This window comes from Aliirhizobium smilacinae, from assembly GCF_006335145.1.
Lineage (GTDB): Bacteria > Pseudomonadota > Alphaproteobacteria > Rhizobiales > Rhizobiaceae > Neorhizobium > Neorhizobium smilacinae.
Window position 1 is genome coordinate 202,781 of record NZ_VDMN01000005.1, and the last position, 14,193, is coordinate 216,973.

Below are 14,193 nucleotides of genomic sequence, written 5' to 3' on the forward strand. Positions count from 1 at the left end.
GAAGGAATTCCCCGAGATGCATTATACCCGAGTGAGGACGCAGAGCGATTTCGAAGGCGCGCTGGTTACTGTGTACTGCGCGGTCTGGCATCGCCAGCATAACAAGCTCGATCTGTTGAAGTCACATTATATCAATCTGCGCCGTCAGAGCATTGGCGTGCGCATACTCTACATCTTTGATAATGGCGATACGCCGCCGGATTGGCTCGACGCGGATTGCTATGTGTTTTCAGGCCCGCTTTCGATTTACGAAGCATGGGCTGCAGCGGTGGCGCTCAACAAGTCGTTCTATGTCATGAACCTCAACCTTGACGATCGCCTGGCCACCAATGCGGTAGAGATGATGGTCGGTGCTTCCTGTGCTTCTTCTGCTGCCCTTGTTGGCGGCGAGTGGCTGATTGCCTTCGATCATTCTCATCTCGACCAGCCGTTCAAGGCGCCACTGCTCGTGGCATCCGAGTTCGTGCCGGACTGGCCGCCCAAGCCGCACCAGCGTCTCAGGCTGGGCTCAGGATCCGGCGAGCGCGGCACCTTTGGTCCGGCAACATTGTGGCATGCCGCGGCGATCGGAAAATACTATCCGAGCTATTTCAATGACGGATCGATCATCAAATCGATTGGAGATACTCTGTTTTGGGGCGCAATCCAGCAAAAGGGTCTGAAGATGGTGCGCCTGCCAATTCTGATCGGAAAATATTACTCTTCGCCGACAGAACAGGCCGAATTCCGCTCGCACGAGGACCAAGAACTTCTGAGCCGTTACGGCGTCTCCAAAATCTCCTTCTCTGATCGCATTGTCGGCGGAGAAGTGCCTGAATTGGCAAGCTAGGACACTTTCGGCAGAACACGTGGATTTATCAAGGCAAGCAGAATGATGCCCTCGACCAAGGTGGACACGGGCATCGTCGAACGATTGTGTCACACGCGCCATGAACATAGCTCATGACGCATGAGTTCGACGGGTCATTTTGCAGCCAATACCGCAGAGATATTTGTTACCGGACGGTCTGCCGCTGCTCGCCTAGGCCATCGATGCCGAGCGTCATCACATCGCCGCGCTTCAGATAGGTCGGCGGTTTCATGCCCATGCCGACGCCGGGCGGTGTGCCTGTGGTGATGATGTCGCCGGGCTCCAGCCGCATGAAGCGCGACAGATAGGAGACGATATGGGCAAGCGAAAAGATCATCGAACTGGTTGATCCGGTCTGCCGGCGTTCGCCGTTGACATCGAGCCAGAGACCGAGATCCTGGACATCGGCAATCTCGTCACGAGTGACGAGCCAGGGGCCGATGGGGCCATAGGTCGGCAGGCTCTTGCCCTTGATCCACTGGCCGCCGCGCTCGATCTGGTAAGAGCGTTCGGACACGTCGTTGCAGACGCAGAAACCCGCCACGTGATCGAGCGCCTGCGCTTCGGAAACGTTGAATGCGGCGGTGCCGATCACCATCGCGATCTCCACTTCCCAGTCCGACTTCTCAGATCCTTCCGGCATCACGACATCGTCGGTTGGACCCGAGATAGAGGATGGCGCCTTGCTGAATACGACTGGCTCGCTTGGGATTGGCATGTTGGATTCATGCGCGTGATCGACATAGTTCAAACCGATTGCAATGAAATGCCCGGGTTTCGCCACACAGGAGCCGAGCCGCACACCATCTTCTACGGCGGGCAGGGCACCAAGGTCAGAATTGCGAAGCCGCTGAAGGCTTGCCGGCGATAGAGCATCACCGGTGAAATTCGCAACGAGGCTGCTTACGTCGCGTATGCGACCTTCGTCATCCAAGATGCCAGGGCGCTCCGCGCCCGGCTCTCCATATCGAACCAGCTTCATAGTCTCTCCTGAAATGTAAGGGAATTGGAGCAGGCCGCGCGGGGCCTGCCTTATGGTATCAAAAGCCGTCCGGCTTACTGATTGAGCATTTCTTCCGGCAGCGACTGCTTGAAGTAGTGCTGGTAGACCTTGTTCAGCTCGCCATTCTTGAGGTTCGCTGTGATCCATTCGTTGACCCAGGCTTCGAGCTCAGGTTCCTTCTGGCGCATGCCGACGGCCATCGGATAGGCGGCCAGTTCGACCTTGATGGCGAGATTTCGGCTTGGATTCTGATCGGCCACAGCCTGGGCGGTCGAAAGAGCTGCCGACATGTAGTCCTGCTGGCCGGTGCCAACCGCGGTATTGGTGGTCGCCTCGTCCTCGTAACGGACGATATTCGCTGTCACGCCTTTTTCCTTGGCCGCCTTGGTCAGCTCGATATCGGCCGTGGTGCCGCGTGCGACCGCAACGCTTTTGCCGTCAAGGCCGGAGGCATCCTTCAGGTCTTCGGCCTTGGGGCCGAGGATCACCACTGGGATGACCCCGTAAGGTTTCGAGAAGGTGATGACCTTCTTGCGCTCCTCGGTGATCGAGAAGGAAGCGATTACAAGATCGACCTTGTTGGAAATCAGGAACGGCACTCGATTTGCACCGGAGACCGGCACAACTTCAAGCGTGACGCCGAGATCTTTCGCCAGCAGCTTGGCTGTATCGATGTCGAGGCCGGTCTGCTGTGCCTTGTCGTCCAGCATGCCGTAAGGCGGATGGCCGACATCAACGGCGATCTGGATGCGGCCGCGCTGCTTGATGGTTTCGAGCGCGTTGGCGAATGCTCCTCCAGCACCGCCGAGCAATACAGTCATGGCAAGGCCGCAGGACAGGACGCGGCGAGACAGTTTGATATTCATGCTTTCTCCTCCTCCATCCGCCGTCCCATGACGGCGGCAAAATCAAATCCGATCCGTTTTACAGCCCGCTACCGACGAACTGCCTGAGTTCAACGGTCTGCGGATCGTCGAGCATCGTGCCCTTGCCGGCTTCCCAGACACGGCCCTGATGCATGTAGACGACGAGATCGGCGACCTGCCGGGCAAACGCCATTTCGTGGGTGACGAGCACCATCGTCATGCCGCCGGCCGCGAGTTTGCCGATGACGCGCAAAACCTCGCCCGTCAGTTCCGGATCGAGCGCCGATGTAACCTCATCGAACAGCATCAGTTGCGGGCGCATGGCGAGCGAGCGGGCAATCGCGACGCGCTGCTGCTGGCCTCCGGAAAGCTGTTCGGGATAGCTCAAAGCCTTGTCCGACAACCCGACCTGCTCCAGCACTTCGGCAGCCAAGGCCCGGCTCTGGGCTGCGTCGAGACCGTTCACCTTTCTTGGTGCGAGGGTGACGTTCTGTTCGACTGTCAGGTGCGGGAAGAGATTGTAGCTCTGGAAGACGATGCCGACCTCCTTGCGCAGGTCCCGCAGTTCGAAATCGCGGGCGCGCAGATTGCGGCCGCAGACGGTCAGCTCACCGCCATTGATCTTCTCCAGCCCGTTGATACAGCGCAGAGCCGTGCTCTTGCCCGATCCGCTTCGGCCGATCAGCGCCGCGACCTGGCCCGGCATGACATCGAGGTCGATGCCCTTCAGCACTTCCAGTGCGCCGAAACTTTTATGCACGTCGCGAAACGAGACCATTGGCTGGACGCCGGTTTGAGGCGCGACCGGGGTGTGGACGGAGTTCATGGAAATGACGGTCATGCGTTTCTCCTGTTAAGGCGCAGCTCGAACCGGCGGGCATAACGCGACAGCGGGAAGCAGATGGCGAAATAGATCAGCGCCGCGGCGGTGAAGATGACGAAGGGCTTAAACGTGGCGTTGTTAAGAATCTTGGCCGAGTAGGTGAGGTCGAAGAAGCCAATGACCACCGAGTAAGAGGTGTTCTTGACGATCTGAACCAGGAAGCCGACGGTTGGTGGTACGGCAATGCGCAATGCCTGCGGCAGGATCACATAGATGAAACGCTGCAGGCTGGTGAGCGCCAGGCATTCTCCGGCTTCCCACTGGGTATTGGGCACGGCCTGGATGCAGCCTTTCCAGATCTCGCCGAGATAGGCGCTGGAATAAAGGGTCATGGCAATGGCTGCTGCCACCAGCGCATTGACGTCGAAACCATAGATGCTGACGCCGAAATAGACGACGAACATGATGACCGGCAAAGGAATGCCCTGCACGAACTGCACATAGGCACTTGAGGCACGACAGAGGAACCAGCCGCGCGAAATGCGGGCAAGCGCCACCGGCAGGCCGACGATCGTGCCGCCGACAAACCCCATCAGCGAGAGGACGGCGGTCCAGAAGGCGCCCTGAACCAGAAAGCCGTATTGATCGAGGCTCACACCGAGCATGGGCGATCTCCTTTCGGACGGTCGGAAATAGAGGCGGGACAGTGGCTCATAGCGGCGTCCTCAGCCTGCGCAGGCGGGTGAAGGCGAGTTGCGCCGCGCCGTGAAGACAGAGCCGCAGCATGGTGGCGAGTGCAAGATAGAGCGCCGCGATCACCAGATAGACGTCGAAGCCGCGGAAGGTGATCGACTGGACCTGATAACCGACACCAGTCAGCTCTTCGACCGAGATCTGCGACATGATCGAAGTTGCCAGCATCATCAGGATGAACTGGCTGACCAGTGCCGGATAGACCAGTTCGGCGGCCTGCGGCAGCTGGATGTTCCAGAAAATCTGGCGGCGGGTCATGGCGAGACAGTTCGCCGCTTCCAGCTGTCCTTTCGGAATGGCCTGGAAGCCGGCCCGCATGATCTCCGCCGAATAGGCGCCGGTGTTGATGACGAGTGCAATGACCGCTGCGTTGAACGGACCGATGCGGGCGCCAAGCACGGCCAGGCCGAAGAATAGCCAGAAGACCTGGATGATCAGCGGTGTGTTGCGGATCGCCTCGATATAGATCGTCACGGCCGTCTGCAGCCAGCGCGGGCCATAAAGCCGGCCGACGGCGCAGGCCGTGCCGAGCGCAAAGCCCGGCAGGATCGAGACCACCGTCAACAGGATGGTCAAGCGTACGCCGCTGATGATCTCGGATCGAAAGCTTTCGAGAAAGCTGAAATCGAACACATAGTCCAAATTATTCCTCCTCCTCCCCATCAGGTCGTTTGCAGCGTGTTTAGTGTCGTCCTCCTCGACGGCACGAAACCGGAAAACTGCTCCGATTATTTTCCTTGACAGTTCGATGTCGTCAGTGAAATGACTTTTGTCGACAAAGTCAATTTCTTTCTTTGGGAGGATAAGATGAAAATTGATGTGCAGGCCGGCTCGAATATTCCAGCCGCCATTCTATTGAATTCACTGGATAATGTTGCCGTGGCCCGACGCGAGATCGCGATTGGGGAGGCGTCCGGCGTCAACGGCATAGTGGCTGAAGCCGTCATTCCACGAGGTCACAAGATTGCGATCCGCGCAATTGCCAAAGGTGAGGCGGCGACGAAATACGGCCAGACGATCGGCATTGCCAGCTGCGATATCGCGCCCGGAGACCACGTTCATCTGCAAAATATCGCCATGCAGGACAGCGACGTGACGCACCATTTCTCGTCGCACGTTCCGGTGATCGATTTCGTCCCGGACGCCGAGCGGCGCACCTTTGAAGGTTATCTGCGGCCGGACGGCCAGGTCGGCACCCGCAATAATATCGGCATCATCTCGTCGGTGAACTGTTCCGCCACGGTCTCCCATGCGATCGCCGATCATTTCAATCGCGGCGGCGGGTTGAAGGGTTACGACAACATCGACGGCGTCGTTGCGCTGACGCACGGGCAGGGCTGCGCGATCGGCACTGGAACCGAGGGATACGAATATCTGGTCCGCACGCTGAGCGGTTATGCGCGCAACCCGAATTTTGCCGGCATCCTGATGATCGGGCTTGGTTGCGAGGTGAACCAGATCTCGCTGATCCAGGAGAAATATGGTCTGGAGGAAAGCCAGTTCCTCAGAACCATGACGATCCAGCAGCTTGGTGGCACGCGCAAGACAGTCGAGGTCGCTTCGGCGATCATCGTCGAAATGCTCGATGCGCTGAAGGGGCAGGAACGGACGACGCAGCCGCTTTCCAAGCTGAAGCTTGCATTGCAATGCGGCGGTTCGGACGGATATTCCGGCATTTCCGCCAATCCTGCCCTTGGCCATGCATCCGATCTGCTTGTCAGACATGGCGGTACGGCGGTCTTGAGCGAAACGCCGGAAATCTACGGCGCCGAACATCTGCTGACCATGCGCGCCGTAAAGCCAGAAGTTGCGCAGAAGTTGATGGACCGGATCGAATGGTGGGGCGAATACACCTCGCGCCACGGTGCCGAACTCAACAACAACCCGTCGCACGGCAACAAGGCCGGCGGCTTGACGACGATCCTGGAAAAGTCTCTGGGCGCGGTCGCCAAGGGCGGCTCGATGCCGATGCAGGCCGTCTACGAATATGCCGAGATCATTGACGAAACCGGCTTCGTCTTCATGGATACGCCCGGTTACGATCCGGTCGCTGTTACCGGCCAGATCGCCGGCGGCTGCAACATGTTGATCTTCACCACCGGTCGCGGTTCCGTCTCCGGTTTCAAGCCGGTGCCGACGATCAAGGTTGCAACCAATACGGAAATGTTCGACCACATGAGCGAGGACATGGACGTCAATTGCGGCGCTATCGTTAATGGACGCGAAAGCATCGAGGAAGCCGGTGAGCGGATCTTCGAAACGCTGATCGCGGTCGCATCCGGGCAGCGGACGCTGAGCGAGATCTATGACTACGGCAACAACGAATTCGTGCCTTGGCAGCTCGGCGCGATCACTTGACGGCAGCCTGTAACGGAGAGGAACTTGGAGCGACAGCCGGCCTATCGGCGAATAGCCGAACATCTCGATGGGGCGATCCGTGACGAGCGGATCGCCACCGGCGCGATCATCAAGATCGCTGAAGTTGCCAAGATCTTCGGATCAAGCCGCTCTCCGGTAAAGCAGGCTTTCGAAATTCTGGAGGCGCAAGGCAGCGTGCGCCCCCATGACGGGCAGGGTTTCGTCGTTGGTAACGACAGCGAGCCTTTCCGTTTTACTCTGACACCCGATCACCTGACGTTGGGTGACGATGATGATGCCGGCTTAAGCGCCCATGACGAGCTCTATTTCAGGATCGAGCGCGAACTGATCCTGCATTCGATGTCCGGTCATCTGAGGGTCAATGAACTGGCACTCGCCCGGCATTTCGGCATCGGCCGGACTGTGGCGCGCGATCTCATCTTCCGGGCCAACAAACTCGGAATCGTGGCGCGGGGAAACGGCGGCCACTGGCAGATCGTCGGCCTCGACGTTGATCGCTGCCGAAATCTCTATGACCTGCGACGGATTCTGGAGCCGGTCGCCCTGGAGGCCGCATCCTCTCTCATTCCGCGCCATGAGCTTGAGGCCATGCGAGGCCGTCTTGTCGAGGCGATAGCGGTATCGCCTGCGCTCGATATCGTCGATCTCGACGGGCTGGAGAACGATCTCCACCAACGCTGCCTCGGTTATTGCCCCAACCCGGAAATCATCGAGGCGCTATCGCGCACCGCCCCGACCTATATCTGCGGCAAATACCTGCAGGTCACGTTATCGGACAACCCGACGATCGAGACCTTCATGCACGACCACAAGGAGATCATCTCCTTCATACTCGATGGTCGCAGCAGGGACGCCGGTGAGCGGCTTCGCGAACACTTGAGCCTTTCCTGCGGGCAGATTGTCGAGCGGCTGACCGAATATCTAGAAACGAAAACAACGCCGGATGTCGATTACATTTGGTAGGGATGTCGTCGCACCCGGCCGCGAGGTCGGGTGCACGCTGTCTGATGTGGCGATCAGCCGATCGCCATCAGGCTGGCATTGCCGCCGGCTGCCGTCGTGTTGATCGAGGTCGAAACCTCTTCCAGCAGCCAGTTCAGGCAATAGGCTTCCGCATCCGTTCCAAGCTCTTCGGACGTTGCCGCCTGAACGAGAACGAGCGGTCCCGGCAGGCCGGCAATCGCTTTCGTTATCTCGACACTGGGCTCGCCTGCACCTTCGATCAGCGCGCCGGCGAAAGGCGCATCCGTGGCCCAGTCCGCGCTCCAGCGGATGCGTGCAGCGACACTGGCCGGCAGGTCCGAAAGCGATGCCTGCAGACCCGATGCCGCATCGATTGCCACATCGTTGCCTGTGGAAAGCGCCGCGGTGAGTTGGCGATAGAGGCCGATTTCCGTCTGCGGAACCAGCAGGATACGACCGCGCGGATGCAGCGCGTAGATGTTGCGTTCCCCGACCGGGCCGGGGAGATCGGTCGCAAGGCCAAGCGCTGAAACCGCGCCGGTTTCGCGTGCATCCTGCGCCAGCCGGTTGCGGCCGCGCTGTCCGAGCCAGCGGGCGAAATCCGTCAGCGCCGGATCGGTGTGTATCGAGCTGTGGCGCGGCGGCACGGGTGCCTTGTCGACCAGACGGCCGAGATAAAGCGGTCCGCCCGCCTTCGGGCCGGTGCCCGACAAACCACGTCCGCCGAACGGCTGCACGCCGACAACGGCGCCGATGACATTGCGGTTGACATAGATATTGCCCACCCGGATGAGGCCGGTCACCTGCGCGATCGTCTCGTCAAGACGGGTATGCAGGCCAAAGGTCAGGCCGTAGCCGGTGCCGTTGATATCCTCGATCAGACGCTCCAGATCGTCGCGCTTGTACCGCAGGACATGGAGAACCGGGCCGAAGACTTCACGATTGAGGTCCTTCAGCGATGTGATCTCGATGATCGTCGGGGCAACGAACGTGCCGTTTTCGGTCTCGGGACCGAGCGGCAATTGCTCGACCTTGCGGCCGAGCGCGCGCATGCCGTCGATATGTTTTTCGATGCCGCCCTTGGCTTCCTCGGTGATAACCGGGCCGATGTCGATCTTCAGTTCGTCGGTGCGGCCGATTGTGAGCTCCTTCACGGCACCCTTGAGCATGGCGAGGATACGATCGGCGACATCTTCCTGCAGGCAAAGCACGCGCAGCGCCGAGCAACGCTGACCGGCGCTGTCGAAGGCCGAGGCGATCACATCGAAGACCACCTGTTCGGCAAGCGCCGAGGAATCGACGATCATCGCATTTTGGCCACCGGTTTCGGCGATCAGCGGGATCGGCTTGCCGTTCGGCAAAAGGCGCCCGGCAAGTTCTGCCTGGATCAGCCGGGCAACTTCGGTCGAGCCGGTAAACATCACGCCGCAGGTCTCTTTTGATGCGACCAGCGCCGCGCCGATGCGGCCATCGCCCGGAAGCAGCTGAAGCACGTCTGTCGGAATGCCGGCTTCGTGCAGGATGCGGATGCCCTGTGCGGCAATCAGTGGCGTTTCTTCCGCCGGTTTCGCCAGAACCGGATTGCCTGCAACGAGGGCCGCAGCGATCTGGCCGGTGAAGATCGCCAACGGGAAATTCCATGGGCTGATGCAGACGATCGGGCCGAGCGGCTTGTGCCCCGGTCCGAGCGTGCGGCGCGCCTGTTCGGCGTAATAGCGCAGGAAGTCGATCGCCTCGCGCACTTCCGCGATAGCGTTCGGCATGGATTTTCCTGCCTCGCGCATGATCAGGCCGAGCAGGTCGGGCATATCCGTCTGCATGATGTCGGCGGCACGCTCCAGGCATGCGGCCCTCTCAGTCGGTGCGACGGCAGCCCAGCTTGCGGCCGCCGTGCTGGCGATGGACATGGCCTGTTCAATGCCATCCTCCGAAATTTCGGTCACGGTGCCGACAAGATCTCGCCGGTCGCCGGGGTTAAGCACGGGGCGGCTGGTGCCGGCGACTTGCGTGTTGCCGAGTTGCGGGCGGGCAATCCACTCACGGGGGGAGGATCCCTTCAGCGATGCCGAAAGCGCGGTCAGCACCGTCTCGTTCGACAGATCGAGGCCAGCAGAGTTCCGGCGGCCGGCATAGAGATCCTGGGGTAGGGAGATCTGGTCGTGGCGGGCGCCGATCTCGGCCATGCCGCGAACCACATCCGCCGGATCCGCAACCAGTTCGTCGATCGAGACGTTCTTGTCGCCGATGCGGTTGACGAAAGACGAGTTGGCACCGTTTTCCAGAAGGCGGCGCACCAGATAGGCAAGCAACGTCTCGTGGGTGCCGACGGGTGCATAAATACGCGCCGGGCGACCAAGCTTGGCCGGCCCGACGACTTCGTCATAGAGCGGTTCGCCCATGCCATGCAGGCACTGGAATTCATACTTGCCGCTTTTGAAGTCCGGCCCGGCGAGATGATAGATCGTTGCCAGCGTCTGGGCATTGTGGGTGGCAAATTGCGGAAATACGGCGTCGGTCGCGGCCAGGAGTTTTCGGGCGCAGGCGATATAGGAGACGTCGGTGTGAACCTTGCGGGTGAAGACCGGAAAATCGTCAAGCCCGTCGACCTGGGCACGCTTGATCTCGGCATCCCAATAGGCGCCCTTGACCAGGCGGACCATGATACGGCGCTTGTTGGTGCGGGCAAGATCGATGATGAAGTCGAGAACCGCCGGGCAACGCTTGCCATAGGCCTGCACGACGAAGCCCATGCCCTCCCAGCCTGTAAGATCCGGATCTTCGCAAAGGCTCTGGAGAAGATCGAGCGAAAGTTCGAGCCGGTCGGCCTCCTCGGCATCGATATTGAGGCCTATGTCGTATTTCTTTGCCAGTCCGGCGAGCGCCTTCACCTTCGGCAGAAGTTCGGCCATGACACGATCAGCCTGGGCGCGGACGTAACGGGGATGCAACGCCGACAGCTTGATGGAAATGCCGGGGCCGTCATAGATGCCACGGCCGGCAGACGCCTTGCCGATCGCATGGATCGCCGTCTCGTAATCCCTGTAGTAACGCTCGGCATCCGCGGCAGTCGTCGCGGCTTCGCCCAGCATGTCGTAGGAATAACGGAAACCGCGTTCCTCCAGCGGTTTCGCGCGCTTCAGTGCCTCGGCAATTGTTTCGCCGGTGACGAACTGTTCGCCCATCATCCGCATCGCCATATCGACGCCGCGGCGGATGACCGGTTCGCCGCAACGGGCGATTAGCCGGGTCAGCGCAGCCGAAAGGCTGCGTCCGTCCACGGTGTTGGTCAGCTTGCCGGTGACGACGAGCCCCCAGGTGGCGGCATTGACGAACAACGAACGCCCGCCGCCGACATGGGACTTCCAGTCGCCGTCCGAGATCTTGTCGCGGATCAATGCGTCGCGTGTCGCCGTGTCGGGAATACGCAACAGCGCTTCGGCAAGGCACATGAGGGCCACGCCCTCCTGGCTGGAAAGCGAATATTCATGCACCAGACCTTCGACGCCGGTACCCTTGTGCTTGGTGCGCAATGCCTTGATCAGCTGGCTGGCAGTTGCGCGGATGGCGCGGCGCGCCTCCTCTGGCAGGGTCGCCTGCTCCAGCAGCATCGCAACGCTTTCGCTCTCTGGCCGGCGATATTCTGCCGTGATCGCACGGCGCAACTCGGTCTGCTCGCGCAGCGCGGGTGCGAAGCTTGCAAATGCCCTTGAGAGGTCGGTCGTTTTTATGGGGCGAGAAATCGTCATAGGGTGTCCCGGTTGTAGGAGAGGCGTCCACAAGGCGCGAAAGATAACATGACGGGAATTTTAGAGTTGCCCAGTTATTCGGGTTATTCTATGCATAATGCCTGATTATCGGCGACTTTCTATACAAAATGGAATGACAGGGCATCATGTCTAGTGAATTAGACCAGTTCGACAAGAAGATTCTTCAGGAACTCTCGGCAGATGGCCGGTTGTCGATCACCGAGCTGTCGAGCCGTATCGGCCTGTCCAAAACGCCGTGCCAGTTGCGCCTGCGTCGTTTGATCGATGAAGGCTTCATTGAGGGCTTCAGGGCTATCCTCAGCTCGCAGAAACTTGGCCTCGATCATATCGCCTTTGTCGAAGTAAAACTCACCGACACCCGCGAGGAGGCGCTGAAAAGCTTCAACGATGCCGCGCGCAAAATCAGGGAGATCGAAGGCTGCCACATGATCGCCGGCCGTTTCGATTATCTGCTGAAGGTTCGCACCAGAGACATAAGAAGGTATAGAATTGTGCTCGGCGAGAAGATTTCAACCCTTCCCTTCGTGGCAAGCACATCGACGAACGTGGTGATGCAGACGGTAAAGGAAGACAGCCCGCAGCTGCTGGCATCCGCAGATTAGCCGCGGGCGAGGGGCTTTGGTTTAGGAAGGCGGTCCTGCTGCCTCAAAGATGGTCGATAATGTGTCCATCCAGGGCATCGATACCCAGGCAGATTACCACCAGGCAAAAGAGGGCCACAAGATATTTGGCAGAATGGGCACGGAAGGAACTCTGACGCTTCACCGCGAGCGTCGTATCCAGAATTGCATTGGCCCTATCGATATCGCCATCGATCGCGTGAGCGAGTATGTCGTTTGCGATATCTCTATCACTTTTCATGCGAATGATCCCTTGCGAAGAGTGTCCGTTTAGCCGCCGTTGCTGACAGCAGGCTGAACGGCTCGTTATGTGCTCATACCGATCAGAGATGACACATTTATTCCGGCTGTCTCTGCTTGCTTGCGGATCTGCCCATGCAGTCGTGCCTGATAGCGCCGAAGTTTGATGCGATTGAGCAGGTTGCTCGTAGCATAAAGTCCTACTGGCGACTTTTCGCCCGTCCCATCGACACAGATGACCCGGGGATCACCGTCCTGTGCATCGCTCCAGACGAAATTGCCGAGGTTGCAATCCATCAGAACGATGTGGAACCGCGTCGCCTCTCGGAAGAATTCGTTCAGCGCGTCCAGATGTTTCTGCTCGAAGCGCCGCTCCTGAATAATCCTGCGAAGCGTCGGCGCCAACGACCCGTCCCGGGAGGCGACCCGTTCAACGATCATGCCAAGCCCCTGGCTGGTCTGCACGAAACCAAAAATCTTGGCGATGGGCAGTTTCTTCCGCTCACCTCCAAATTTGCGCGCGAGGTTGAGATATTCTTCCAGCTCCCGCCGGAACACCATGTAGGCACCAAAGCGCCGCCACTTCTTGAAGAAGTAGATCCTGCTTTTGACTTTTCGATTGCCTCCCGCGGTCTGCGCCGAAGGTTTTACGGTCTTGATGAGGATGTCGGGATACATTCTGTTTTCGAAAAGGTTTCGAGAGGCGCCATGCCCGGCAAGCCTCCATTGTTCGAGATCCACAAAATCCAAGACAAACTGCGTCATCACTATTCCATCATCAAGCGTGCCTGATCGGCCGTCACAAGCTGCGTAGCGTTGCTTGTATAATATGGGGGTGCGGCAACACCATCTAGGGCAGTGAAGCAACAGCGCTGCGTTTTCCAGCGCATTCACCAAGACTCTACCGTACAGAGTCCCCACCACCTGCGAAAAATGCGCCGTGGTTGATATTTGCGGTCTATCTCGAACGATCGGCAACGATATTTGGTGCGATGTTGTTTGCAGTTTCGTTTTCGCCTAGAATGAAGAAAACGAAAGTCGAGGGGGCCATGCATTTATCCAGTCGGCAGGAAGACATTCTGGCGCTCGCCAAGGAGCAGGGAAAAGTGCTGGTCGAGGATCTGGCCGGCCATTTCCAGGTGACGCCGCAGACGATCCGCAAGGACTTGAACGATCTGTGTGATGCCAAGGCGCTAAACCGCATTCATGGCGGGGCAGTGTTTCCGAGCGGCAACGAGAATGTCAAATACGAGGCGCGACGCTCGATGGCGGCGGCCGAAAAACAGGCGATCGGCCGGGCGGCGGCCGAGATCATTCCCGACAATTCCTCGCTGTTCATCAATATAGGCACGACGACGGAAGCGGTCGGCGAAGCGTTGATCGATCATCGGGAGTTGATGGTGATCACCAATAATATAAATGTTGCCAATCGCTTGCGTGTTTTTCCATCGATCGAGGTGGTGATCGCCGGCGGCGTGGTGCGCGGATCCGATGGCGGTATCGTCGGGGAAGCTGCGGTCGATTTCATCCGCCAGTTCAAGGTCGATTATGCAGTGATCGGCGTGTCGGCGATCGATGCGGACGGGGCATTGCTCGATTTCGACTTTCGAGAGGTCAAGGTGGCTCAGGCGATCATCGCCAATGCGCGGCATGTCATCCTTGTCTCCGACGCATCGAAATTCGAGCGCACTGCACCCGTTCGCATGGGGCATATCTCGCAGGTGCACACGTTCATTACCGACCGCTGTCCGTCTGCGGAGATCCGTAAAATCTGTGCTGCGAGCGAGGTTCGGCTGGTCGAGACCGGTTGAAATCATCTCATTCCTGCTTTCTGTCAATCTTCATTTGACATTCGTTTTTCTTTCACATTAGACTTGGATCGGTTTCGCAACTGCGTAATTTTGTGCAATGCGAAAGCTTAAGTCATCG

General features: G+C 59.0%; 13 protein-coding genes. 5 read left to right on the plus strand and 8 right to left on the minus strand.

Features of this window, described 5'->3' with window-relative positions; translation table 11 throughout:
* The first annotated feature begins 16 nt into the window (after window positions 1–16).
* The gene (locus FHP24_RS20875) at window positions 17–829 is read left to right on the plus strand and encodes a glycosyltransferase family 2 protein (protein ID WP_139678161.1); all 813 of its coding nucleotides are present in this window, start codon (window positions 17–19) and stop codon (window positions 827–829) included.
* 166 nt (window positions 830–995) lie between these two features.
* On the opposite strand, the gene FHP24_RS20880 is transcribed toward FHP24_RS20875, so the two are convergent.
* The 5 genes from FHP24_RS20880 to FHP24_RS20900 all read right to left on the minus strand — a co-directional run bounded on the left by FHP24_RS20880 (window position 996) and on the right by FHP24_RS20900 (window position 4,928).
* Complete coding sequence (locus FHP24_RS20880) at window positions 996–1,832, minus strand: fumarylacetoacetate hydrolase family protein (protein ID WP_139678162.1); 837 nt, start codon at window positions 1,830–1,832, stop codon at window positions 996–998.
* A 74-nt stretch (window positions 1,833–1,906) separates the two neighbouring features.
* Entirely contained in the window at window positions 1,907–2,719 is an 813-nt protein-coding gene (locus tag FHP24_RS20885) for a transporter substrate-binding domain-containing protein (RefSeq protein ID WP_139678163.1), read from the minus strand.
* Window positions 2,720–2,777: 58 nt separating this feature from the next.
* The gene (locus FHP24_RS20890) at window positions 2,778–3,545 is read right to left on the minus strand and encodes an amino acid ABC transporter ATP-binding protein (protein WP_139678352.1); all 768 of its coding nucleotides are present in this window, start codon (window positions 3,543–3,545) and stop codon (window positions 2,778–2,780) included.
* An 11-nt stretch (window positions 3,546–3,556) separates the two neighbouring features.
* A complete protein-coding gene (locus tag FHP24_RS20895) occupies window positions 3,557–4,207 on the minus strand; it encodes an amino acid ABC transporter permease (RefSeq protein ID WP_139678164.1) in 651 nt (216 codons plus the stop codon).
* A gap of 46 nt (window positions 4,208–4,253) precedes the next feature.
* The gene (locus FHP24_RS20900) at window positions 4,254–4,928 is read right to left on the minus strand and encodes an amino acid ABC transporter permease (protein ID WP_342782353.1); all 675 of its coding nucleotides are present in this window, start codon (window positions 4,926–4,928) and stop codon (window positions 4,254–4,256) included.
* Between the two features lie 174 nt (window positions 4,929–5,102).
* Between FHP24_RS20900 and FHP24_RS20905 the strand changes: the two genes are divergently transcribed.
* Together FHP24_RS20905 and FHP24_RS20910 are read left to right on the plus strand one after the other, a co-directional pair.
* Entirely contained in the window at window positions 5,103–6,653 is a 1,551-nt protein-coding gene (locus FHP24_RS20905) for a UxaA family hydrolase (protein WP_139678166.1), read from the plus strand.
* 24 nt (window positions 6,654–6,677) lie between these two features.
* Window positions 6,678–7,637, plus strand: coding sequence for a GntR family transcriptional regulator (locus FHP24_RS20910; RefSeq protein WP_139678167.1), 960 nt, complete (start codon window positions 6,678–6,680; stop codon window positions 7,635–7,637).
* 53 nt (window positions 7,638–7,690) lie between these two features.
* Here FHP24_RS20910 and putA read toward each other — a convergent pair whose 3' ends face one another.
* Window positions 7,691–11,383, minus strand: a complete 3,693-nt coding sequence (gene putA, locus FHP24_RS20915; RefSeq protein ID WP_139678168.1) for a trifunctional transcriptional regulator/proline dehydrogenase/L-glutamate gamma-semialdehyde dehydrogenase — start codon at window positions 11,381–11,383, stop codon at window positions 7,691–7,693.
* 146 nt (window positions 11,384–11,529) lie between these two features.
* On the opposite strand from putA, the gene FHP24_RS20920 reads away from it, so the two are divergent.
* On the plus strand, window positions 11,530–12,006 hold the full coding sequence (locus FHP24_RS20920; protein WP_139678169.1) for an Lrp/AsnC family transcriptional regulator: 477 nt from the start codon (window positions 11,530–11,532) through the stop codon (window positions 12,004–12,006).
* Between the two features lie 43 nt (window positions 12,007–12,049).
* Here the strand turns inward: FHP24_RS20920 and FHP24_RS20925 are convergent, their stop codons facing one another.
* Window positions 12,050–12,265, minus strand: coding sequence for a hypothetical protein (locus FHP24_RS20925; protein ID WP_139678170.1), 216 nt, complete (start codon window positions 12,263–12,265; stop codon window positions 12,050–12,052).
* Window positions 12,266–12,330: 65 nt separating this feature from the next.
* The gene (locus FHP24_RS20930) at window positions 12,331–13,029 is read right to left on the minus strand and encodes a YrbL family protein (protein ID WP_139678171.1); all 699 of its coding nucleotides are present in this window, start codon (window positions 13,027–13,029) and stop codon (window positions 12,331–12,333) included.
* A 284-nt stretch (window positions 13,030–13,313) separates the two neighbouring features.
* Between FHP24_RS20930 and FHP24_RS20935 the strand changes: the two genes are divergently transcribed.
* Window positions 13,314–14,075 carry a DeoR/GlpR family DNA-binding transcription regulator gene (locus FHP24_RS20935; RefSeq protein WP_139678172.1) on the plus strand — a complete coding sequence of 254 codons (762 nt, stop codon included), beginning with the start codon at window positions 13,314–13,316 and terminating at the stop codon, window positions 14,073–14,075.
* The last annotated feature ends 118 nt before the right edge of the window (window positions 14,076–14,193 follow it).